19 protein-coding genes are annotated in these 22062 nt (G+C 63.6%); 8 read left to right on the top strand and 11 right to left on the bottom strand.

Annotated elements, in window-relative coordinates:
- The first annotated feature begins 173 nt into the window (after positions 1 to 173).
- The 3 genes from CQ12_RS23655 (at position 174) to CQ12_RS23645 (ending at position 2962) form a co-directional block, all read left to right on the top strand.
- Positions 174 to 1106, top strand: a complete 933-nt coding sequence (locus CQ12_RS23655) for an ABC transporter ATP-binding protein (RefSeq protein WP_057837707.1) — start codon at positions 174 to 176, stop codon at positions 1104 to 1106.
- Positions 1103 to 1864, top strand: coding sequence for an ABC transporter permease (locus CQ12_RS23650; protein WP_057837706.1), 762 nt, complete (start codon positions 1103 to 1105; stop codon positions 1862 to 1864). The genes CQ12_RS23655 and CQ12_RS23650 overlap by 4 nt, the downstream gene beginning before the upstream one ends.
- A gap of 300 nt (positions 1865 to 2164) precedes the next feature.
- On the top strand, positions 2165 to 2962 hold the full coding sequence (locus CQ12_RS23645; protein WP_057837705.1) for a L,D-transpeptidase family protein: 798 nt from the start codon (positions 2165 to 2167) through the stop codon (positions 2960 to 2962).
- A 39-nt stretch (positions 2963 to 3001) separates the two neighbouring features.
- Here the strand turns inward: CQ12_RS23645 and CQ12_RS23640 are convergent, their stop codons facing one another.
- The 3 genes from CQ12_RS23640 to CQ12_RS23630 form a co-directional block, all read right to left on the bottom strand.
- Positions 3002 to 3460 carry a DUF6691 family protein gene (locus tag CQ12_RS23640; RefSeq protein WP_057837704.1) on the bottom strand — a complete coding sequence of 153 codons (459 nt, stop codon included), beginning with the start codon at positions 3458 to 3460 and terminating at the stop codon, positions 3002 to 3004.
- A gap of 3 nt (positions 3461 to 3463) precedes the next feature.
- Positions 3464 to 3889 carry a YeeE/YedE family protein gene (locus tag CQ12_RS23635; RefSeq protein ID WP_057837703.1) on the bottom strand — a complete coding sequence of 142 codons (426 nt, stop codon included), beginning with the start codon at positions 3887 to 3889 and terminating at the stop codon, positions 3464 to 3466.
- A gap of 63 nt (positions 3890 to 3952) precedes the next feature.
- Complete coding sequence (locus tag CQ12_RS23630; RefSeq protein ID WP_057837702.1) at positions 3953 to 6214, bottom strand: spermidine synthase; 2262 nt, start codon at positions 6212 to 6214, stop codon at positions 3953 to 3955.
- 177 nt (positions 6215 to 6391) lie between these two features.
- Here CQ12_RS23630 and CQ12_RS23625 point away from each other — a divergent pair, with 177 nt between their 5' ends.
- Positions 6392 to 7993 carry a phytoene desaturase family protein gene (locus CQ12_RS23625; RefSeq protein ID WP_057837701.1) on the top strand — a complete coding sequence of 534 codons (1602 nt, stop codon included), beginning with the start codon at positions 6392 to 6394 and terminating at the stop codon, positions 7991 to 7993.
- Positions 7994 to 8296: 303 nt separating this feature from the next.
- Here the strand turns inward: CQ12_RS23625 and CQ12_RS23620 are convergent, their stop codons facing one another.
- Positions 8297 to 8458, bottom strand: coding sequence for a Flp family type IVb pilin (locus CQ12_RS23620; RefSeq protein WP_057837700.1), 162 nt, complete (start codon positions 8456 to 8458; stop codon positions 8297 to 8299).
- Positions 8459 to 8660: 202 nt separating this feature from the next.
- Here CQ12_RS23620 and CQ12_RS23615 point away from each other — a divergent pair, with 202 nt between their 5' ends.
- Positions 8661 to 9551 carry a 50S ribosomal protein L11 methyltransferase gene (locus CQ12_RS23615; protein ID WP_057837699.1) on the top strand — a complete coding sequence of 297 codons (891 nt, stop codon included), beginning with the start codon at positions 8661 to 8663 and terminating at the stop codon, positions 9549 to 9551.
- Positions 9552 to 9555: 4 nt separating this feature from the next.
- Here the strand turns inward: CQ12_RS23615 and CQ12_RS23610 are convergent, their stop codons facing one another.
- A complete protein-coding gene (locus CQ12_RS23610; RefSeq protein ID WP_057837698.1) occupies positions 9556 to 9747 on the bottom strand; it encodes a hypothetical protein in 192 nt (63 codons plus the stop codon).
- Positions 9748 to 9935: 188 nt separating this feature from the next.
- Here CQ12_RS23610 and CQ12_RS23605 point away from each other — a divergent pair, with 188 nt between their 5' ends.
- The 3 genes from CQ12_RS23605 (at position 9936) to CQ12_RS23595 (ending at position 14118) form a co-directional block, all read left to right on the top strand.
- Complete coding sequence (locus CQ12_RS23605) at positions 9936 to 11771, top strand: aminopeptidase P family protein (RefSeq protein ID WP_057837697.1); 1836 nt, start codon at positions 9936 to 9938, stop codon at positions 11769 to 11771.
- Between the two features lie 270 nt (positions 11772 to 12041).
- Positions 12042 to 13319, top strand: coding sequence for a multidrug effflux MFS transporter (locus CQ12_RS23600; RefSeq protein ID WP_057837696.1), 1278 nt, complete (start codon positions 12042 to 12044; stop codon positions 13317 to 13319).
- 193 nt (positions 13320 to 13512) lie between these two features.
- On the top strand, positions 13513 to 14118 hold the full coding sequence (locus CQ12_RS23595; protein WP_057837695.1) for a WG repeat-containing protein: 606 nt from the start codon (positions 13513 to 13515) through the stop codon (positions 14116 to 14118).
- Positions 14119 to 14135: 17 nt separating this feature from the next.
- Here the strand turns inward: CQ12_RS23595 and CQ12_RS23590 are convergent, their stop codons facing one another.
- From CQ12_RS23590 to lpxC, 6 genes are all read right to left on the bottom strand, one after another.
- A complete protein-coding gene (locus CQ12_RS23590) occupies positions 14136 to 14711 on the bottom strand; it encodes a DUF4291 domain-containing protein (protein WP_057837694.1) in 576 nt (191 codons plus the stop codon).
- 77 nt (positions 14712 to 14788) lie between these two features.
- On the bottom strand, positions 14789 to 15250 hold the full coding sequence (ybiA, locus tag CQ12_RS23585) for a riboflavin biosynthesis intermediates N-glycosidase (protein WP_057837693.1): 462 nt from the start codon (positions 15248 to 15250) through the stop codon (positions 14789 to 14791).
- 184 nt (positions 15251 to 15434) lie between these two features.
- On the bottom strand, positions 15435 to 17591 hold the full coding sequence (gene ligA, locus CQ12_RS23580) for an NAD-dependent DNA ligase LigA (RefSeq protein WP_057837692.1): 2157 nt from the start codon (positions 17589 to 17591) through the stop codon (positions 15435 to 15437).
- A 173-nt stretch (positions 17592 to 17764) separates the two neighbouring features.
- Positions 17765 to 19435 carry a DNA repair protein RecN gene (gene recN / locus CQ12_RS23575; protein ID WP_057837691.1) on the bottom strand — a complete coding sequence of 557 codons (1671 nt, stop codon included), beginning with the start codon at positions 19433 to 19435 and terminating at the stop codon, positions 17765 to 17767.
- Positions 19436 to 19602: 167 nt separating this feature from the next.
- Complete coding sequence (locus CQ12_RS23570) at positions 19603 to 20502, bottom strand: outer membrane protein assembly factor BamD (protein ID WP_057837690.1); 900 nt, start codon at positions 20500 to 20502, stop codon at positions 19603 to 19605.
- Between the two features lie 305 nt (positions 20503 to 20807).
- On the bottom strand, positions 20808 to 21767 hold the full coding sequence (lpxC, locus tag CQ12_RS23565; protein WP_057837689.1) for a UDP-3-O-acyl-N-acetylglucosamine deacetylase: 960 nt from the start codon (positions 21765 to 21767) through the stop codon (positions 20808 to 20810).
- Positions 21768 to 22062: the final 295 nt, after the last annotated feature.

Below are 22062 nucleotides of genomic sequence, written 5' to 3'. Positions count from 1 at the left end.
AACTTTACTGACTTGCCCCTAGGTCCCCGGCGCGCCAAAAGCAGCATAATTTTTCCGCGCGCGATTGCATAAGCAGCATTGCGTTCCTATCTCCCGGTTCCCACCCCTCTCCCTGCGTCGACCCCGGCCGAAGTGCCGCTGCGTCGTTCGCCCCAAATCTCGTTCAAACCGCCATGCTCGCTTCGCCACCCATCATATCCGTCTCAAATCTGTCAAAAACCTACGGCTCCGGCTTCAAGGCGCTGAACGGCATCAATCTGGACATCAGGCGCGGCGAGATCTTCGCGCTGCTTGGGCCGAACGGCGCCGGCAAGACCACGCTGATCAGCATCATCTGCGGCATCGCCAATTTGAGCGAGGGCAGCGTCAGCGTCGGCGGACATGACATCAACAAGGATTATCGCGCCGCGCGCTCGCTGATTGGCCTCGTGCCGCAGGAACTGCATACCGACTCCTTCGAAACGGTGTGGGCCACCGTCAGCTTCAGCCGTGGCCTGTTCGGCAAGCCAAAGAACCCCGCCCACATCGAAAAGGTGCTGAAGGACCTGTCGCTGTGGGACAAGAAGGATTCCAAGATCATCACACTCTCCGGCGGCATGAAGCGCCGCGTGATGATCGCAAAGGCGCTGTCGCACGAGCCGCAGATCCTGTTTCTGGACGAGCCGACCGCAGGCGTCGACGTCGAGTTGCGCAAGGGCATGTGGGACGTGGTGCGCGGCTTGCAGGCCTCCGGCGTCACCATCATCCTGACCACGCATTACATCCAGGAAGCCGAGGAGATGGCCGACCGCATCGGCGTCATCAACAAGGGCGAGATCATCCTGGTCGAGGACAAGGCCGGGCTGATGCAGAAGCTCGGCAAGAAACATTTGAAGCTCTATCTGCAGGGCAAGGTCGATGCGATCCCTGCCTCGCTCGCCGCCTACGACCTCGAACTTTCCGACGATGGCCGCGCCGTGATCTACAACTACGACACCAAGGGCGAGCGCACGGGGATTACCAGCCTGTTGAGCGATCTCCGTGACGCCGGCATCCGCATCTCCGATCTCGACACCACCCAGTCTTCGCTGGAAGACATCTTCGTCAGCCTGGTGAGGGCGCCATGAATTTCCGGGCAATCCAGGCAATCTATCTGTTCGAAATGGCGCGCACCTGGCGCACGCTGCTGCAGAGCATCGTCTCGCCGGTGGTTTCCACTTCGCTCTATTTCGTGGTGTTCGGCGCTGCGATCGGCTCGCGCATCACCGAGGTCGATGGCGTCAGCTACGGCACCTTCATCGTGCCCGGGCTGGTGATGCTGTCGGTCTTGACGCAGAGCATCGCCAACGCCTCGTTCGGAATCTACTTTCCGAAATTTGTCGGCACTATCTATGAAATCCTGTCGGCACCGGTTTCCTATGTCGAGATCGTGATCGGCTATGTCGGCGCGGCCGCGACCAAATCCATCATTCTCGGCCTGATCATTCTGGCAACCGCGGCGCTGTTCGTGCCGCTGCATATCCTGCATCCCTGGTGGATGCTGACCTTCCTGGTGCTGACGGCGGTGACCTTCAGCCTGTTCGGCTTCATCATCGGCATCTGGGCCGACGGTTTTGAAAAGCTGCAGATGATCCCGATGCTGATCGTGACGCCGCTGACGTTCCTCGGCGGCAGCTTCTACTCAGTGAACATGCTGCCCTCGGGCTGGCGCACGATCACGCTGCTCAATCCGGTGGTCTACCTGATCTCGGGCTTTCGCTGGAGCTTTTACGAAATCGCCGACGTCAGCGTGGCCCTCAGTCTCGGCATGACGATCGGCTTCCTCGCCATCTGCATGACGCTGGTGTGGTGGATCTTCCGGACGGGATACCGGCTGAGGAATTGACGCGGGAAGCGTGGGCAGGCCTTGTAGCCCGGATGAGCGCAGCGACATCCGGGACGACGCAGGCACCGGTCCCCGGATATCGCTGCGCTCATCCGGGCTACGGGCCTCCCCTCTTCCCCGCTCGCGAAAATGTCAGCACTTCGTGTCCTATTGCGCCGTCCTGCCGCCTTGCTTGCGCCGCCGGAGACGTTAACGATTGCGACGCGGCCACTGGAACCAGTGCCGGTTTCCGGGCATAGTCGATGCTTGGGGGGCGGAGAGCCGGCGTTTTTAGTACAGGGCCTGGAGGCCAAAGGTAAAATGCGTTCCTTCCTCATTGCCGTCACCGCCCTGACGCTGTTCGCCTCGGGCGCCGTCCAGGCCAAGGTCGCCATCACAGTCGACAAGGACAACCAACAGATGACCGTCGCCGTCGACGGCGTCGAACGTTACCGCTGGCCGGTGTCGTCAGGTCTTCCTTCGTATGAGACGCCGAACGGCAGCTTCCGCGCCTTCCGGATGGAAGAGGATCACTACTCCAAGGAATTCGACGAAGCGCCGATGCCGCACTCGATCTTCTTCACGAAGATCGGCCACGCCATCCACGGTACGGATTCCGTCAACCGCCTCGGCTCGCCCGCGTCGCATGGCTGCGTGCGGCTGTCGCGCGAGAACGCCGCAAGACTCTTTGCGCTGGTCAAGGAGCAAGGCGTGCTCAACACCACGGTGACGCTGTCGGGGTCGTCGCAGGTCGCACTGGCGCGCAATCCGCGGCCGCGCGGCAATACGGCGGTCGCCCGCCGCGCGCCGCTGCCGCAATATGAACAGCAATACGACTCCGCCGCCGGCGATCCCGTCGTGATCACGCCGCAGCAGCAGCGCGTGGCCCCGCAGGCGCGGGCCGACGACGGCTATATCTATCCCGCCGACGGTTCTTCGACCGAAGCGCGCTATCCCGCGCCGCCGAGCCGTCGCGTCTACGACACCCAGGCGTATCAGCAGCAGCCGCAATATTACGATAACCGCGGTTATGCACCGGCGCCGCAGGGCTACTACTATCAACCGCGGCAACAGTATTATCAGCCGCAGCCGCGCGGGCTATTCGGATATCAGAACTAACCAGATGAACTCGTAGCGGGATTGTCTGCGGCTACGCTCCTAGCCGTCTGCCGCGCTTGCCAGTTCGCGGCTGCGCTGCGCCGCCAGGCGCGACTGCTGCCAGGCATCGTGCGCCATCATGCCGGCGGCCATCGCGACAACGAAGACGATGATTGCCGGTGACAGCGTCGCGAGGCTTTCCAGGGCGGGACCTGGGCATAACCCGACAAGGCCCCAGCCTACCCCGAACATCGCAGCGCCCGTCACCAGCGGCAGATCGATTCCCGATTTGCCGGGCCGGAAAAATTGCCCGCCAAGCCACGGCCGCGCGCTGCGATCAACCAGCATGAAGCCCGGCACGGATACCGCAAGCGCCGCAACCATCACCACGAGCAGGCTCGGGTCCCACGCACCAAAGACATCAAGGAAGCCGAGTACCTTGGTTGGTTGCACCATGCCCGATATCAGGAGACCCGCACCGAACACGAGGCCGCACAACAGGGGAGCAATGATCCACATGGTTCAGCCCCCCAACACATGACGTGCGACGGCGACGGTGACGATCGCCGTCACCATGAAGATGGCGGTGGCGGCAACGGAGCGCGGCGACAAACGCGCTACGCCGCAGATGCCGTGACCGGACGTGCAGCCGCCGCCTAGCCGCGTGCCGAAGCCGACCAAAAGCCCTGCCGCGACAATGACGGCCCAGTTGGCCGGCAGCATAGGCGTCGCCATGCCGTAGCCGATCCACCCCGCGATGACAGGCGCGAGGATAAGCCCGGCAAGAAAGGCGATGCGCCAGCCCTTGTCCTCGCCGCGCAGATTCAGAAGGCCGCTGAAGATGCCGCTGATGCCGGCGATGCGCCCGGTCGATAACATCAGCAAGACCGCGGAAAGCCCGATCAGCGCGCCGCCGATCGCGGCCGATACCGGAGTGAAATTGGCCATCGTCGCTCCATCGGTTCAGGGCACACACTGATCATAGGCGCACCCCGCCCGGCTGCAAGACGGCTATTCCTCGCCTTTCCTGAGCCGCCGCCACACCGCGCCCAGCACGTTGGAATAATCGTCGGTCCAGACCCGCTCGTTGTCTTCGGCTTCGGTCAGCGCCCATTGATCCGACGACGCCAGCTTGCCGACATCGGTCTCTTCCCGTGCCGAAACCACGACCGAGGTCGAGAAGATGTATTCGCTGTCGCGGTTGGTATCCTCACTGTAGACCCAGCTCTTCAGATCGTTGGCATCGGCGATGCCGACGACGACGCTCGACAATTCCAGGTGCCGGTTGGAGACGTGCATCACCACCGCGCCCTGCGGCGCCAGCTTGGACTTGTAGATCTCCATCGCCTCTTCGGTCGCCAGATGAATCGGAATCGCATCCGACGAATAGGCGTCGACGATGATCAGATCATAGACCCCGTTCGGCTCGCGCGCGAAGGTCAGCCGGGCATCGCCGATCACGGGTTCCAGATTCGGCTCGCAGACCTGAATGTAGGTGAAATATTTCGGGTCGCGCGCGGTATCGACCATGGTCTGGTCGATCTCGAAGAATTTCCATTCCTCACCGGGCTCGGCGGCGCAGGTCAGCGTGCCGGAGCCGAGCCCGATCACGGCCACCCGCAGCGGCGCGCCCTTGCGCTCGCGGATCGCGGTGATCGCCTGACCGATGCCGCCGTCCTTGTGGTAGTAGGTGATCGGCTCCGGCTGGCCGGTGACCGGCGTGCCGTCGTCGTTCTTGAATTTCTCGGCGCCGTGGATCGTGGTGCCGTGCATCAGCACGTGATACTGGCCGTTCGGCGTCACCACGATCTTGTGGACGCCGAAGAAGCTGCGCACCGTTTCCACCCGTCCCTCATCGGAGGGGTAGGCGCGCAGCAGCACCAGCGCCACCACGACGGTTGCGAAGATCTTCCAGCGGTTGGCATTCAATCCAAGCGCCAACAGCGCCGAGAGCACGCCAACGGCGCCGATCACCCAGACCCTGTTGGTGTCGAGCCAATTGAACACTTTCCCGGTGGAATAGGTCGGTGCGATCAATACCACCGCCAGCGCGGCCAGGAACGGCCAGTACCATCGACTCCAGCGCGGCAGGCGTTCATTGCCGGGCGGCCGGCACAGCGCCGCCAGCGCCAGCAGGATCGGATACTCCGCGACCCATGAGAAGGTGAACGGCGCAATCAGGCCGGCGAAGAGCCCGCCGACCATGCCGCCGAACGACAGCGCGACATAGAAGCCGGTGAGATATTTCGCTGCGGGGCGCGTGCGCGCCAATTCGCCATGGCAGGCCATCGCGATGACGAAGAAGCAGAGCTGATGTCCGCCGAGCGTCAGCAGCAGGTTCTGTTCGCCGCCGAAGGCGAGCAGCACCACGACGCCGGCGATCGCCAGCGGCTGCGCCAGCAGCATCCATTTGTGCGGCAACAGCGGGCGCGACTGGAACACCAGCACCCAGGTCAAGAGATAGAGCGACAGCGGCAGCACCCACAGTAACGGCGCAGCAGCGACGTCGGTGGAAATATGCGCGGTTACCGCGATCAGCAGCCCCGACGGCACGGCCGCCAAAAAGATCCAGCGTGCACGCAGCAGCCAGGATGGCGCCGGCGCGTCGCTATCGTCGGCCGGCATGTTCAGTTCCGCGGCCTTCGCCGGCGAGCGCAGCAGCAGCACGCCGCAGGTGGCGATCAGCAGGATCAAGAGGCCGTAGCCGCCGGTCCAGATCAGGTTCTGCGTGCGCAGCGTGAACATCGGCTCCAGCAGCACCGGATAGGACAACAGCGCCAGAAAGCTGCCGATATTGGAGGAAGCGTAGAGGAAGTACGGATCGGGACCGTTGGGGTGCCCGGTGCGGACGAACCAGGCCTGCAGCAGCGGGTTGTTGGCCGCGAGCGCAAAGAACGGCAACCCGATCGACACCGCGAACAGGCCGAGCAGCCACAGCGCATAGCCAGACGTCGGCGGATCGCCCCACCCGCTCGCAATCGACAGCGGCAGCGTCAGCATCGCAACGGCGAGCAGCACCAGATGGACCACCACCGGCATCGTGCGGTTGCGAAGTTGCATCAGGAAATGCGCATAGGCATAGCCGCCGAGCAGCAGCGACTGGAAGAACACCATCGCCACCGACCAGACAGCCGGAGAGCCCCCGAGCCGCGGCAGCACCATTTTGGTGAACAGAGGCTGCACCGAAAACAGCAGCAGCGCGCTGACGAAGATCGCGGCGGTATAGACGACCAGCACCAGCCGGTTTCGCGAGGCAGACGGCTCAGAAGTCATGAAAGCTCCGGCTTGAACCCGGCAGGGGGCCGGCGGCGAGCATTCCGGCAGGTTGTGTCGGAAGCATGGATTGGAGCATATGGCAATATGGCTAGCAAGGAACTGCGGAATGATGGACTTGACGGGGCGCCGGGACGGCGCGACAGCACGCCCTAATCAAACCTTCTTGAAGCGCACATGAACGAAACCGAAGTCGTCATCATCGGTGCGGGGCATAACGGCCTCACCTGCGCCGCCTATCTCGCGATGGCCGGCCTGCGCGTGAAAGTTGTCGAGCGCCGCAAGGCTGTCGGCGGTGCCGCGGTGACGGAAGAATTCCATCCTGGTTTCCGCAATTCGGTCGCCGCCTATACGGTCAGCCTGCTCAATCCGCAGGTCATGGCGGACCTGAAACTCGCCGAACACGGCCTGCGCGTCGTCGAACGCCGCGCGCAGAATTTCCTGCCCGCGCCCGACGGCAGCTATCTCCTCACCGGCGAAGGCCGCACGCTGGCCTCGGTCGAAAAACTCAGCAAACACGATGCCGCACGTATCGACGCCTTCTCGCGCGAACTGGAGGCCATCGCCGACGTGTTGCGGCAATTCGTGCTGCGCGCGCCGCCGAACCTCGTCGAGGGGTTCGGCATCGGCGCGATCCGCGAAGCCTTCAACGCCATGGGCACGGCCGGAATCCTGCGCAGCCTCACGCTCGAACAGCAGCGCAGCCTGCTCGACCTGTTCACGCGCTCGGCCGGCGAGATGCTGGACGAGCGTTTCGAGAACGACCTGGTGAAGGCGCTGTTCGGCTTCGATGCCATCGTCGGCAATTACGCCAGCCCTTACGCCGCCGGCTCGGCTTACGTGATGCTGCACCATGCGTTCGGCGAGGTGAACGGCAAGAAGGGTGTGTGGGGCCACGCGATCGGCGGCATGGGCGCGATCACGCAGGCGATGGCGCGCGCGGCGCGCGGGGCTGGAGCGGAGATCGAAACCGAAGCCGGCGTGCGCGAGGTGATCGTCGAGGGTGGTCGCGCCGCGGGCGTCATCCTCGACAACGGCACCACCGTCCGCGCGAAATACATCGTCTCCGGCGTCAATCCGAAATTGCTGTATACGCGGCTGGTGCCGTCGAACGCACTGGCGCCGGAATTCCTCGAGCGCATCGGGCGCTGGCGCAACGCATCAGGCACGTTCCGGATGAACGTCGCGCTCAATGCCCTGCCCTCTTTCACCGCCCTGCCCGGCGCCGGCGATCATCTCACCGCCGGCATCATCCTCGCGCCGAGCCTCGATTACATGGACCGCGCCTGGCTCGACGCGCGCAGCCATGGCTGGAGCCGCGAACCTGTCGTGGAACTGCTGATCCCCTCGACGCTGGATCCGTCGCTCGCGCCTGATGGACAGCATGTCGCGAGCCTGTTCTGCCAGCACGTCGCGCCGGAATTGCCGGACGGGAAATCATGGGACGATCATCGCGAGGAAGTCGCCGACCTCATGATCGCGACCGTGGATAAATTCGCACCGGGTTTCGCGGCCAGCGTCATCGGCCGTCAGGTGCTGTCGCCGCTGGATCTGGAACGGCAGTTCGGCCTGCTCGGCGGCGACATCTTCCACGGCGCGCTGACGCTCAACCAATTGTTCTCGGCGCGGCCGATGCTGGGCCATGCCGATTATCGCGGGCCGCTGAGGGGACTCTACCACTGCGGCTCGGGCGCGCATCCCGGCGGCGGCGTCACCGGCGCCCCCGGCCACAACGCCGCGAAGGTGATCCTGGGCGATCACCGCGCGCTGTTCGGATAGGCTGACAAACGCACCGCGTGGTGAACGAAATCTTAACCCGCCACGGCGGCTCGTCTTCAGAGCGGATGTGGACAAGCTGTGGACGGCCGGTGGGTAACGGGGCGGGAAAGCCTGTGGACCGGGTGTCGAAAACCCGCCGTGGCGGCGGTGGACGGCATCGGTATGGCGACAGGGATAACTGGATCAGCTAGGCCCTGCTCGACTGTGGATAGGCGGTGGAAATGACCGACAATGCCGGCCCAAAAATAACGGGACCGGGCGCGCTCGACGCGCCCGGCCCCGAAATGCCCCCGAAGCTGGCGATTACTTCAGCGAGGAGCTGATGGTATCGAAGTTCGAGCTCAGCTTGGTGCCGAGACCGTTCACGGCGGTGATGATCGCAATCGCGATCCCTGCTGCGATCAGGCCATACTCGATGGCCGTGGCGCCCGACTCGTCCTTGAGGAATGACTTGATGATCGACATTTGGTTGGTTCCGACCTGGGTTGATGTTCGTGGAACCGAGGTTCCCCCTGCAGTTCCTGTCCGGGAACCTACGAGAATGAATCTAAGGCTGCTCTAACGTCGGAGCTGCAACTTTTCCGAGTATTGCAACGTGAAATTTGCTCAAATTTAACCGAACTACCCCGCCTCCAATCGAGCTCCCGTCTTTTCCCAAGGTTATTCAATGACTTACCGCGCGCCTACACACCGCGTCAATTTTGCCGTCGGTGACGAGCATGCAGCCAGGGGTGTCGTTGATGTCCTGACTGAAATTTTTTTTGAAGGCCAGGCCGCAATTGCCGCGTTCGAACGGCCGGATGGGCGATGGGACGTCACGGTGCATTTTGCGGAAGCACCCGACCAGGCGCTGATGCACGAACTCGTGGCCAATGCCGCAGGCGCCGATATCGCCGCGGGCATCGTCTTCGACACGGTGGAGGCCAAGGACTGGGTCAGGGCCAGTCTCGAAGACCTCGTACCCGTGCCCGCCGGGCGCTTCGTCGTCCACGGCCAGCATGACCGCGAGCGGGTCGCACCCAACAAGCTCGGCATCGAGATCGAGGCGGCGCTGGCGTTCGGCACCGGCCATCACGGCACCACGCGCGGCTGCCTGCTGCTGCTTGATCATGTCTTGAAGGCCTGGCGCCCGCGCCGCGTGCTCGATCTCGGCACCGGCACCGGCGTGCTGGCGATCGCGGCGGCCAAGGCGCTGCATGAAAAGATCCTGGCCAGCGATATCGATCCGCCCTCGGTGCAGGTCGCGCGCGACAATGCGCGGCTGAACGTGGCGGGACATCTGGTGCGGGCGGTTCGCGCCACCGGCTTCTCGGCGCCGCAGTTTGCACAGGCCGCGCCGTTCGATCTGGTGCTGGCGAACATTCTCGCCAATCCGTTGCGGCAACTGGCGGGGCCGATGGCGCGGCATCTGGCGCCGTCGGCACTGGTCATCCTCTCGGGGCTGCTGACGCATCAGGCGCCTGCCGTGATCGCCGCCTACCGGGCGCGCGGGCTGGTGCCGGTTCGCCACCTGCGCATCGAAGGCTGGAGCAGCCTGCTGCTGCGCAAGGTGAACTGAAATTCTATTCGGACGATCTGTTCCGATTGCGGGCGATAACGCCCTTCTCTTCCTCCAAAGACCGTTTGACGCGCGCTTCCGCGAACCGGTCGAGGATCTGAACGATGACGCCGCGCTGTTTCTTGTTGGCGACCGGCGGGACCGGGCCGCGATCGGCCGGTGGTGGTGCAATCTTCTCAAACATGAAAGCAGGCATGGTGTATCCCCTCTTCGTTGAGTTGAAACACTCCTTGAGCCTCCCGGTATCTTGAGCCGAACGGCCTGGGGCGCAAAACCATTCGTCCGACTAACGCGGACGGATATAATGAAGCACGGAATATGCCAAATTGTGGCGAACTCCGCCCGATTGCGGACCTCTCCACCCAAACCCTAAAGTGACCGGCGATGTTCGAAGCCCATTTCCAGACATTCGAAGAACCCGAAGGCGGCGTGGCGCTCGCCGCACGGCTCGGCAGCTTTCGCGAGGAACTGGCACGGCGGAAGCTGACCGGATTCGTGATTCCGCGGGCCGATCAGCAGCAAAACGAGTATGTCGCGGCCTCCGAAGAGCGGCTGGCCTGGCTCACCGGCTTCACCGGTTCGGCCGGCATGGCGATCGTGCTGACGCGCGAGGCCGCCGTTTTCGTCGATGGCCGCTACACGCTGCAGGCCGCCAAGCAGGTCGACCGCAAGGCCTGGCACATCGAACCGCTGGCCGATCCGCCGCCGGAACACTGGCTGTCCCGGCACCTTGCGGCCGGCGACCGCCTCGGTTTTGACCCGTGGCTGCACACTTCGGCGGCAGCCGAGCGGCTGGCCGCCGCCTGCGCCAAGGCGGGCGCGGAGCTGATCGCGGTCGAGAGCAACCCGCTGGACCAGATCTGGACCGAACGCCCGGCCCCGCCGCGCGGCCCCGTCGCCATTCATGGCGTGCAGTTTTCCGGCGAGATCGAGGCCGAAAAACTCAAGCGCATCCGGTTGGAGATCAACAAGCTCGGCGTCGATGCGCTAGTGCTTTCGGATAGCCACGCGGTGGCCTGGACCTTCAACATCCGCGGCGCCGACGTCTCGCACACGCCGCTACCGCTGTCCTACGCGCTGGTGCCGAAGGACGGCCGCCCCACCGTCTTCATCGATCACCGCAAGCTTTCCAACCTGACGCGCGACCATCTCGAACAATCCGCCGATGTCAGCGAGCCCGACACGCTGGTGCCCATGCTGACCGAACTCGCACGCGGCGGCACGGCGATCGCGCTCGACAGCGCCACCGCTGCCGACGCGCTGAGCCGCCTGATCGTGACCGCCGGGGGCAAACCGGTGCGCGGCAACGATCCGGTGAGCCTGTTGAAGGCGGTGAAGAACATCACCGAGATCGAGGGCACGCGGACCGCGCACCAGCGCGACGCGGTGGCGCTGACGCGCTTCCTCGCCTGGATCGACCGCGAGGCTCCGTCCGGCGCGCTGACCGAGATCGACACCGTCGAGGCGCTGGAAACCTTCCGCCGCCAGACCTGCGCGCTGAAGGATGTTTCCTTTCCGACCATCGCCGGCACCGGGCCGAACGGCGCCATCGTGCATTACCGCGTCACCCGCAAGAGCAACCGGCGCATCGTGCCCGGCGACCTCCTGCTGATCGATTCCGGCGCGCAGTATGAGGACGGCACCACCGACGTCACCCGCACGATTGCGATCGGCAATCCCACCGACGAAATGCGCGACCGCTTCACCCGCGTGCTGCGCGGGCACATCGCAATTGCCCGCGCGGTGTTTCCCGACGGCACCACCGGCGCGCAGCTCGACAGCTTTGCGCGCCAATTTCTATGGCAGGCCGGCCTCGATTTCGAGCACGGCACCGGCCACGGCGTCGGCAGCTATCTCTCTGTGCACGAAGGCCCGGCGCGCATCTCGAAACTCGGCATTACGCCGCTGAAGCGCGGCATGATCCTGTCCAACGAGCCCGGCTATTACAAGACCGACGCCTATGGCATCCGGATCGAGAACCTCGAACTGGTCGTCGGCACCGACGTGCCCGGCGCCGAGAAGCCGGTGAACGCCTTCGAGACGCTCACGCTGGCGCCGATCGACCGCCGCCTGATCGACGTCAACATGCTGAGCGCAACGGAACTGAAGTGGCTCAACGACTACCACGAGCGCGTCAACCGCGCGGTGCGTCCTCATCTCAACGACAACGCCACCAAGCTGTGGCTGGATGAAGCAACGGCAGCATTGCTGCCGCTTTGAGCACAGGCTAAAGCCGTAGGATGGGTGGAGCGCAGCGATACCCATCAATGCCGGTGCGCGTGGTGAGACGATGGGTATCGCTGCGCTCCACCCATCCTACTTTCCACGGCGGACACAAAAACCGCGAAAACAACCCCATGCAAAGTAGAATCCGGCGGCCCAGTCCGGTGGCCGCCTCCCCAATTCGGCATGGCCGCATGCCGAAACGTCGCTATTCCCGCTGAGCCATCTGGGTAAAAGTCAGTTCAACCAAAACAGGATCTGAGCTGAATGCACGGCGTCGTGGGCAAACCGCCCGGCGCGGCGGCGAATGCCGTTGCGACCTCGAAAATCATGCTGCTGATGCTGGTCGCCATGACCGGCGTCGCGCCGATCTCGCTTTACATGCTGGTGCCGGCGCTGCCCGTGCTGGCGACGACGTTCGGCGGCGACATCTCGGTGGCGCAGATGACGGTGTCGCTCTACATGGTCGGCATCGCCTGCTCGCAGCTCATCATGGGGCCGCTGTCGGACAAATTCGGCCGCCGCCCGGTGCTGCTCGCCGGCCTCGCCCTGATGGTGGTGGCCAGCATCGGCTGTTCGCTGGCCCAGACCCTGCCGCAACTGATCGCCGCGCGGTTCCTGCAGGCGCTGGGCGGCGCCACCGGCATGGTGGTGAGCCGCGCCATCATCCGCGACCTCTACAGCCGCGACCGCATCAGCTCCATGATCAGCCTCGTGATCGCGGTCATGATGATGGCGCAGATGCTCAGCGCACTCGTCGGCGGCCTGCTGGAAACCGCGTTCGGCTGGCGCGCCATCTTCTATTTCATCACGGCGGCTTCGCTCAGCGTCGCGGTGCTGATCGCCCTCGCACTGCCCGAGACGCGCCGCGTCCGCAGCCAGAGCAGCAGCTTTCGCGGCGACATCGGCAGCCTCGTTCGCAATCGCGCCTTCATCGGCTATGTGCTGTGCCAGGTGCTGGCGTCGCAGATCATCTTCATGTTCGCCGGCGGCGGGCCTTACATCGTGGTGACGCAGATGGGCCGAACCACCGCCGAATACGGCGCCTGGTTCGCGGCGACGGGATTCGCCTATCTGATCGGCAACGTGTTCTGCGTCCGCTTCGCGCCGCGCCAGTCGCTCGAGCGGCTGATCTGGTTCGGGCTGGCGCTGCAATTCGCCGGCGCCCTGCTCAACCTTGTCTTCAGCATCACCGGCACCAACCAGGCGCCGCTCTGGCTGTTCGGCACCCAGATGATCGTGATGGTCGCCAATGCCTTCGTGATGAACAACGCCGCGGCCGGCGCCATCAGCGTTCGCCCCGAGGCCGCCGGCACCGCCTCCGGCGCGATGGGTTTTCTGCAGCAGGGCATCGGCGCGCTGGTCTCGCAATTCGGCGCCTATCTCGGCGGCCACTCCACCACCACGCTGCCGCTGACCGCCGCGGTCTTCGCGCTCTCGATCGCCTGCGCGTCGGCGATGTTCTTCCTGGTGCCGCGGCGAAACGTGGTGGTGAGCGAGGAATTGATCGAGAAGGCGGAGGAAGAAGATAAGGGAATGTTGTAGCCCGGATGAGCGCAGCGACATCCGGGGTGGATGTAGAGTTGTCCCGGATATCGCTTCGCTCATCCGGGCTACGAGGCTACCGCCTTGCGAGCGACGACGGTTCTGCGAACGACGCCCTACTTTCTTACGCCGCAATGAATTGCTTCGCTCGCAAAGACGGCGGGATACAGCCCACCCTCTACGAGCCCGCATCATGCCTGATTTTCTCAAGATCGCTGCGCTGGGCGTCCTGCTTGCGCTCTCATCCAAACCGGCCATGGCGATTGATCAGGGCGCGGTTTCGCCAGCGGTCTTCGATTGCTGGGAGCCCGAGCGCATTTTCAGGCAATGCGCGGCAACCGGCCCCGACGGGCGGCCGCGCTTGAAGCCGGCCTATCTGGCTCGACTTCGATATGACCGTGATGGGCTGGCCTCGGTCATGTTGTTCAATGGGACCGACACACGAAAATACCAATGGTACTACGTTCGACGTGGCGCCATCCCGGTGCCGGTTGAATCAATGGACAACGGCCCGGACTATTTCGAGGACGGTCTCGCGCGGTCGCGGGTCGGAGACAAGGTCGGGTACATCGACCGCAAACTCAATCTCGTGATCCCGGCGACGTATGACGGTGCCTATCCGTTCAGGGATGGCGTTGCTGTTGTCTGCACGGCTTGTACGTATGTCTCGGACAGCACTGCCACTGAAGGCGAGCGTGGCTGGTACGAGGGCGGACAGTGGGGACGCATTGACCGCAGGGGACGTGTGGTTTCACCCTTCCGGCCGCAGGAGAAAGGCAAGCGCCTCGATTTCGACTGACGTCGAACGCTTGTGATTTATCCGAAAACCACATCGTAGGGGCGTTCGGCCGGCAATTTTGCTCGAGCCTGATCCAGTTCATTGCGCTTCACCAGATCGCAAATGGCGTGCGCGGCGTCCGTAATATCGGTGATCTTCCATATCCATTGGTTGACGTAGAGCGAGACCGCCTCTCCGCTTATGCCGATCTGGATGGCGCGATGGGGCAGCGGCTGAAGATGCAGATCACGCTCCGGATCCCATTGAATCCGCACCGGCGAAGCCGCTTTCAGCCTGCTCCAGTCTTCATCGCTCATCGAGGGTTCGGGGTGGCTGGGGCAGCTATGTGCCAGAGCCCAGTGAAACCCTTCCCGGCTTATGTCGATCGCGAGAATCCTGCGCTGACCGGCATCCTTGTAGCCCCATCCGGCACGATACATCATCCAGAGGAACGACGGCTTTATCCATGTCATCCGCTCCATCTTGAACGACGGAGAAATGAAGGTGCCGCGAGCGAGGGCCGCGTCCGCAATCTCATCGCTGTAGGCTTGATACACACGTATCGTATGCGCGTCATAGACGGCGCGAATCTGTCGTTCAGGAGTATCGGTCATGGGCTGGGGGTAATCTTGCAGGGGTGGTCAAGGCACACAGAATGAAATGAACGCCGAGGGTGCGTGGCGCGTGGAGGTTAAATGACGTCTTTCCCCGCTCGCACCATCTCCGCTCGCACTTGCATCAGAATTTGTCCGAGCCGGTTTAGGCCCTTGCCGTCGCCGCCATCGCCCCAATAGGCATCGTTCTTTGTATGCTCCACTATTTCGGCATCTCCGGTCTCAATCAGCATCGCTGCGAGCCGCGGATGTTGATCGAACTTCGCCCGGACAGCCTTCCGCATAATGCTGTCCTTGACCTCCTCCCAGTCTGGGCGTAGCGGCCGCTTGCGGTCACGACCGATCTTAGCAACCGTCATTGGGGACGGTGTGGTGCGGATCAGTTCCTCATGTTCAGTGCCGGCGAATTTCTGCGCTTGAAAATAATGCTCCGAAGTCGGCCAGGTCCGACCGTCAATTTCGATCGGGAAGGCAGCGAAATTCGAAAACTCTCCGTAGGCGTCCTTGGTAGAGTAAAATAAGATGACACTTCCGCTCATTGCTGCATTCCATATTCGCATGCGGGGATGCCCCCGGATCTCGCTTCGCTCATCCGGGCTACTTGGCTTCTCGAGCTGACGGTTCACTGGACGTCACAGCGAGCGGAGCGAAGCAATTCACCTATCCGCTTGCGGCACGATGGATTGCTTCGTCGCTTCGCTCCTCGCAATGACGGGCGGCGCCTCACTCCCCGATCAGCTTCAGCCATTCATCCTCGGTCAGCACCGCAACGCCCAGCTCCCGCGCCTTGGTGAGCTTGGAGCCGGCCTCCTCGCCCGCAACGACATAATCCGTCTTCTTCGACACCGAGCCGGCGACCTTGGCGCCGAGACGCTCCGCCATCGCCTTGGCTTCGTCGCGGGTGAACTTGGTCAGGGAGCCCGTGAACACGACCGTCTTGTCGGAGACGGGCGAACTCTTGCGCGGCTGTTCGGCCGGCTTCACCTCGATCTCGCTCAGGAGTTCGCCGAGGGCCTTCATATTGCGGGGCTCGGCGAAGAACTCCACCACCGCGTCGGCGACGATCTCGCCGATGCCGCCGATATTGTTGAGATCCTGATAGGCCTCGGTGGTGTTCTCCTCGTCACCGCTGCCCTTGGCGGCGGCCAGCATCGACTCGCGAAAATTCCCGATTGTGCCGTAATGCCGCGCCAGCAGTTTTGCGTTGCCCTCGCCGACGTGGCGGATGCCGAGCGCGAAGATCAGGCGATGCAGCTCGATGCTGCGACGGGCGTCGATGGCGTTGAAGAGGTTGCGGACAGAGGTTTCGCCGTACCCTTCGCGCTCCATCAGTCTGCTGGTTGAGCGCGCATCGCGCTTCTGCAGCGTGAAGATATCGACCGGCGACATTACGAGGCCACCTTCGTAGAATTCCTGGATCTGCTTGTCGCCGAGCCCGTCGATGTCGAACGCCAGCCGCGAGACGAAATGCTTCAGCCGCTCCACCGCCTGCGCCGGGCAGATCAGCGCGCCGGTGCAACGACGTACCGCCTCGTCTTCCTCGCGTACGGCATGACTGCCGCAAACCGGACATGTCTCCGGAAACTTGTACGGCTTGGCGGTCTTCGGCCGTTTGTCCAAGATAACACTGACGACCTGAGGAATGACGTCGCCGGCGCGCTGGACGACGACGGTGTCGCCGACGCGAAGATCGACGCCGTCACGAATCGGATTGCCGTCGTTGCCGATGCCCTTGATGTAGTCCTCATTGTGCAGCGTCGCGTTCGAGACGACGACGCCGCCGACGGTGACCGGCTCCAGCCGTGCCACCGGCGTCATCGCACCGGTGCGGCCGACCTGGATGTCGATGCCGTTGAGAATGGTCGTCGCCTGCTCGGCCGCGAATTTATGCGCGATCGCCCAGCGCGGACTGCGCGACACGAAGCCGAGCCGGTCCTGCCAGTCGAGCCGGTCGACCTTGTAGACCACGCCATCGATGTCGTAGCCGAGCGTCGCCCGCTCCTCGCCGATCTTGCTGTAGAACGCCAGCACCGCCTCGATATCCTTGCAAAGCTTCGTTCGTGGATTGACGACAAAGCCGGCCTTGTCCATCCACTCCAGCATGCCGTGCTGGGTTTCGGCCGGACGCTCGCTCACCTCGCCCCAGGTATAGGCAAAAAACTTCAGCGGCCGTGACGCGGTGATCGCGACGTCCTTCTGGCGCAGCGAGCCTGCCGCCGAATTGCGCGGATTGGCGAACACCGTGTCGTCCGCCTCCGCCTGCTTCCTGTTCAGCTCGAGAAAATCCTTCTTGAGCATGTAGACCTCGCCGCGCATTTCGCAGGCGGCCGGAATATTCTTGCCCTTCAGCGTGTGCGGAATGTCCTTGATGGTACGGACGTTGGCGGTGACGTCCTCGCCGGTAAACCCGTCACCGCGCGTCGCGGCGCGGACCAGTTCGCCGTTTTCGTAGCGCAGCGACAGCGACAGGCCGTCGATCTTGGGCTCGGCGACCAGCGCCGGAATGTGCTCGGCATCGAGCTTGAGGAAGCGGCGGATGCGGTCGACGAATTCGGTGACGTCCTCGTCGCTGAAGGCATTGCCGAGCGAGAGCATCGGGACAGCATGCTGCACTTTTGCAAAACCGCGCGCCGGCGCGGCGCCGACCTTTTGCGTCGGCGAATCCGTCGTCACGAGATCGGGAAATTTCGCCTCGATCGCCTCCAGCCGCTGGCGCAGTTCGTCATAGGCCGCGTCTGAGACGGTCGGCGCGTCCTTCTGATAGTAGCGCTCGTTGTGAACTTCGATCTCCAGCGACAGCCGCATGTGCTCGACCTTGGCCTGGGCCTTGGTGAGTTTTGAGATGTCGACGGGGGTTCTGGTTTTCGCTGTCTTGGCCATGGGCCATGGATACGATGAAGCGGGGCTGAGGGCAAAACCGGAAACAGATATCGTGCCCCGGATGCTGCGCAGCGCGCAGCGGTGCGCTGCTGGTCCGGGGCCCATGTTGGGCTGGCTGTGGGTCCGGTTCTGCGGAGCAGCGCGAAGAGCGCTGCACCGCGTCCGGGACACGGCTAGCTGGCCGCCTGCAGCAGCCGCCTCGCCGCGGCCCTGGCCTCTACGGTAATCTCGGCGCCCGCCAGCATGCGGGCGATTTCCTCGCGGCGGTGGTCGGCGGCGAGTGCATTGACGCGGGTGGCGACGCGCTTGCCCCTGTCGAGCGCGTCCTTGGAGATCAGCAAATGCTGGCTGGCGCGCGCGGCGACCTGCGGCGCATGCGTCACGGCCATCACCTGCACCCCGCCGGCGAGCCGTGCGAGGCGCGAGCCGATGGCGTCCGCCACAGCACCACCGACCCCGGTATCGATCTCGTCGAACACCAGCGTCGGCGCAGAGCCGCGGTCAGCCAGCACCACCTTGAGCGCGAGCAGGAAGCGCGACAACTCGCCGCCGGACGCGACCTTCATGATCGGTCCCGGCCTGGTGCCCGGATTGGTCTGCACCCAGAACTCGACACGGTCGATGCCCTGCGGGCCCGGCGCGTTGGCGTCGCTCTCCACCTGGGTCATGAATTTTGCACGTTCGAGCTTCAGCGGCGCCAGTTCGGCGTTGACGGCCTTGTTGAGCTTGTCGGCCGACTTGCTGCGGGCCGCGGAGAGCTTGGCCGCCGCCGCGCCGTAGCGCTGGTCGGCCTCGGCGGCAACGGCTTCCAGTTTCTTCAACCGGCTCGCACCGGCGTCGATCAGCGCGACGTCGGAAGCGAACTTGGCGGCCAGCGCCGCCAGCCCGTCGACCGGCGTCGAATATTTGCGCGAGGCAGCGCGCAACGCAAACAGCCGCTCCTCGATGCGCTCCAGTTCGGCCGGATCGAAATCAGCCGCGACCAGCGCGGCGTGGAGGTGCTGGTCGGCTTCCTCCAGCGCATTGATCGCGATGTCGATGGCCCGCACCGCCGGCTCGACCAGGCTCGGCGAATTGGCAGCACGGCGTTCGAGGCGGCGCACGGCGGCAGCCAGCGCCGGAACCGGCGAATGCGGACCGCCGACCGCTTCCTGTGCCTCGCGCAGGTCGCTGGCGATCTTCTCGCCCTGCATCATGGTGGTGCGGCGCACGGCGAGCGAGGTTTCCTCGCCATCCTCCGGCTTCAGTGCGCGAAGTTCATCGGAAGCATGGCGCAGATAGTCCGCCTCCCGGGCGGCGCGTTCCATGCTGGCGCGATGCGCGTCGAGCGCGCTGACGGCGGCGCCGCGCGACTCCCACAGCGTCTCCAGCGCCGTGACTTCCTTTTCTAGCCCGGCAAAGGCGTCGAGCAGTTGCCGGTGCGTCGAGGCGTCCACCAGCGCGCGCTCATCGTGCTGGCCATGGATCTCGACCAGCGTCGCCCCGACGGCCTTCAGGGTTTGCACGCTGACCGACTGGTCGTTAATGAAGGCACGGGTGCGGCCGTCAGCGAACTGGACGCGGCGAAGAATCATTTCGCCGGAATCGTCCAGGCCGTTGCCGGCAAGGATCTTCGTCGCCGGATGCCCGTTCCGGATGTCGAAGGTGGCCGTCACCTGCCCCTGCTCCGCGCCGTGGCGCACCAGCCCGGCATCACCGCGGCCGCCAAGCGCCAGCGCGAAGGCGTCGAGCAGGATCGACTTGCCCGCGCCGGTCTCGCCGGTAAGCACCGCAAGGCCGCGGGAAAATTCGAGATCGAGACGCTCGATCAGCACAATGTCACGGATCGACAGACGCGCCAGCATGTGACGGTAATCCCCACTGGTCAGGTTCTGACATCGGCCCCGCCTAGGGGCCGACTCTGCAGATGTTAGAATCGACACATCATTAGCAGATGTAGTGGGCGTTTTGTACTATATTTGTTCATGTTATGGACACAGGGTAAATGCCGCCTGCCGGTCAGCCCAGACTATCAGCCCAGCCCCATCTTCTTGAAAGCCCTGGAGATATAGGACCCCTTGTTCTCGCTCGGCTCGACGCCGCCCGACTTCACGAGATTGTAGGCGTCCTTGTACCACTTGCTGTCAGGGAAATTATGCCCGAGCACGGCCGCTGCCGTCTGCGCTTCGCCGACGATGCCGATCGACATATAGGACTCGGTCAGGCGCGCCAGTGCTTCCTCGACGTGCCGCGTGGTCTGGTAGCGGGTGACCACGGTCTTGAAGCGGTTGATGGCGGCGGTGTAGTCCTTCTTTTCCAAATAGTAGCGGCCGACGTCCATTTCCTTGCCGGCGAGTTGGTCGCGCGCGCCTTCGAGCTTGGCCTTGGCGGAGTTGGCATATTCCGAGGTCGGATATTTGCGAATCACCTCTTCCAGCGCCGCAATCGCCTTTTCGGTGCGCCCCTGGTCGCGGGAGATGTCCGGGATCTGATCGTAATGCGAGGCTGCGATCAGGTATTGCGCGTAGGCCGCGTCGGGGCTGCCGGGATGCAGCGTGACGTAACGGGTCGCGGCGCCGATGCAGCTATCGTAGTCGCCCTGGTTGTAGAAGGAATAGGCGGACATCAGCAGCGATTTGCGCGCCCAGTCCGAATAAGGATGCTGGCGGTCGACTTCCTCGAACTTCTTCGAGGCCGCCTTGTTATCCTTGCGCTGGTTCATCAGGTACAAGCCCTCATTATAGAGCTTGTCCGCGGGCTCCTCGTTGAAGGTATCGTCCTTCTGGGTGAACTTATCCCACAGCGCGCCGGTGCCGCAGCCGCTCAGGGGAATCGCAAGCGCAATCAGGCCCGCTGCCAGCCGCAGCGACCGTCCGAGGCTGGAAAGCCTGAGTGATTTGTTGGGTTCAAGCGTCATACGCTGTGCCGACATGGAATCTGTGACCTGGCGCCCTGTGATGCGACTGATGATTGAGCCCGTCCGTCCGTGAACCGTCGTCATGGACGTCATATACCCCGTACCCAATGCGTTGGTGCCCAATTCTCAAGGCCTGTGGCGCCTTGTGGTGCAACCGCAGGCTTCTCTAGCCGAAAAATGGTCCTCGACCAACCGAATACGCAGCCAATTCGCCCGGATTAAGGCGGCTGGCTCACCTGGTTACCAATTGTGGTTATTACGGAAAATGCGCCTAGCCGCGCAAACGCCTCAGAAATTCAGAGAAATTGCAAAGACCGAGGTCAGGAAACGTCCGGGCCATAGGCCGGGGCGATCATGCCACCCACCATGCCCGCGCCTGCCTCGACATGACCGCGGGGACGGCGTGCCGGTTCGGCATCGACTACCCGCCAGGCGCTGCGGTCGGCCAGCAGGGCCGTCAGCACGGCGTGGTTCAGCTTGTGGCCACCGCGCATCGAACGATAGGCGCCGAGCAGCGGCAGGCCAGCCAGGGTCAGATCGCCGATCGCATCCAGCACCTTGTGACGGGCGCATTCGTCGCTAAAGCGGAAGCCTTCGGGATTCAGCAGGCGGGTATCGTCAAACACCACCGTATTCTCAAAGGAAGCACCGAGCGCAAAGCCGGCGCTCCAGAGCCGAGCCTGATCGTTCATGCAGCCAAAGGTCCGGGCGCGGGAAATCTCGCGGCGGAAGCTTTCAGGGCTGAGATCGATGGAATAGTTCTGGCGGCCGATCACCGGATTGGCGAAGTCGATCTCGACCTCGACGCGGAACCCGTTCGCGTGCGGGCGCAGTTCGCCGAAGCTGTCGCCGATCGCGACCTGCACCGGCTTCAGCACCTGAATGAAGCGGCGGGAGGCCGACTGGGAGACGATGCCGGCCTGATCGATGGCGGCGACGAAGGCGGCCGAGCTGCCGTCCATGATCGGGACTTCGGGACCGTCGACTTCGATGATGGCGTTGTCGACGCCCATGCCGCGCAAGGCAGCGAGGACATGTTCGGCGGTAGAAACCAGCGGGCCTTCGCGGTCGCCGAGGACGGTGGCGAAATCGGTGGCGGTAACGGATTCGGCGATCGCGGGAACTTCGCGGTCGGCCTCATCGAGGCCGGTACGGACAAAAATAAAACCCGCATCCACAGGAGCAGGTCCGAGCGTCAGGCTGACAGGTAAACCGGAATGGACGCCAACGCCGGTTACGGTGGCTTGCGACCGAAGCGTGGTTTGGCGGCTGAATTTCATCGATAACTGCCCACTACCCGACTTAACCTAAAGCTCGGAACCGCACTTGCGCGGCGATTCGCGTTTTAGGCATCCCCAAGTCACGGCAGACCATAGTCACTGCCCTTAACCCCGCAACTCACGCTTCTTTACGGATTGTTACCCCATCTCTGCCTCATTCGCGCCAAGCGTTAACCAAATTCCTGCATGGCCGCCACCGGTTCCAACTGTGGCATTTGAGCACTTAAAGTACAATTAATGATTTAAAATCAGTTGGTTGGCGAACCATCTGCCATTCCAAAGAGAAAGGCCCCGG

Origin of the sequence: Bradyrhizobium jicamae (assembly GCF_001440395.1) — a bacterium.
Lineage (GTDB): Bacteria > Pseudomonadota > Alphaproteobacteria > Rhizobiales > Xanthobacteraceae > Bradyrhizobium > Bradyrhizobium jicamae.
This window is presented reverse-complemented; position numbering and strand designations above follow the sequence as displayed.

Coding starts and splice junctions, on each gene's coding strand:
- CQ12_RS23630 (WP_057837702.1), bottom strand. CDS start 6,214: ATGACTTCTGAGCCGTCTGCCTCGCGAAACCGGCTGGTGCTGGTCGTC.
- CQ12_RS23590 (WP_057837694.1), bottom strand. CDS start 14,711: ATGACCGATACTCCTGAACGACAGATTCGCGCCGTCTATGACGCGCAT.
- CQ12_RS23615 (WP_057837699.1), top strand. CDS start 8,661: ATGACTTACCGCGCGCCTACACACCGCGTCAATTTTGCCGTCGGTGAC.
- CQ12_RS23605 (WP_057837697.1), top strand. CDS start 9,936: ATGTTCGAAGCCCATTTCCAGACATTCGAAGAACCCGAAGGCGGCGTG.
- CQ12_RS23635 (WP_057837703.1), bottom strand. CDS start 3,889: ATGGCCAATTTCACTCCGGTATCGGCCGCGATCGGCGGCGCGCTGATC.
- CQ12_RS23650 (WP_057837706.1), top strand. CDS start 1,103: ATGAATTTCCGGGCAATCCAGGCAATCTATCTGTTCGAAATGGCGCGC.
- CQ12_RS23610 (WP_057837698.1), bottom strand. CDS start 9,747: ATGCCTGCTTTCATGTTTGAGAAGATTGCACCACCACCGGCCGATCGC.
- ybiA (WP_057837693.1), bottom strand. CDS start 15,250: ATGAGCGGAAGTGTCATCTTATTTTACTCTACCAAGGACGCCTACGGA.
- recN (WP_057837691.1), bottom strand. CDS start 19,435: ATGCTGGCGCGTCTGTCGATCCGTGACATTGTGCTGATCGAGCGTCTC.
- CQ12_RS23620 (WP_057837700.1), bottom strand. CDS start 8,458: ATGTCGATCATCAAGTCATTCCTCAAGGACGAGTCGGGCGCCACGGCC.
- CQ12_RS23595 (WP_057837695.1), top strand. CDS start 13,513: ATGCCTGATTTTCTCAAGATCGCTGCGCTGGGCGTCCTGCTTGCGCTC.
- CQ12_RS23600 (WP_057837696.1), top strand. CDS start 12,042: ATGCACGGCGTCGTGGGCAAACCGCCCGGCGCGGCGGCGAATGCCGTT.
- CQ12_RS23645 (WP_057837705.1), top strand. CDS start 2,165: ATGCGTTCCTTCCTCATTGCCGTCACCGCCCTGACGCTGTTCGCCTCG.
- CQ12_RS23625 (WP_057837701.1), top strand. CDS start 6,392: ATGAACGAAACCGAAGTCGTCATCATCGGTGCGGGGCATAACGGCCTC.
- ligA (WP_057837692.1), bottom strand. CDS start 17,591: ATGGCCAAGACAGCGAAAACCAGAACCCCCGTCGACATCTCAAAACTC.
- CQ12_RS23655 (WP_057837707.1), top strand. CDS start 174: ATGCTCGCTTCGCCACCCATCATATCCGTCTCAAATCTGTCAAAAACC.
- CQ12_RS23640 (WP_057837704.1), bottom strand. CDS start 3,460: ATGTGGATCATTGCTCCCCTGTTGTGCGGCCTCGTGTTCGGTGCGGGT.
- lpxC (WP_057837689.1), bottom strand. CDS start 21,767: ATGAAATTCAGCCGCCAAACCACGCTTCGGTCGCAAGCCACCGTAACC.
- CQ12_RS23570 (WP_057837690.1), bottom strand. CDS start 20,502: ATGTCGGCACAGCGTATGACGCTTGAACCCAACAAATCACTCAGGCTT.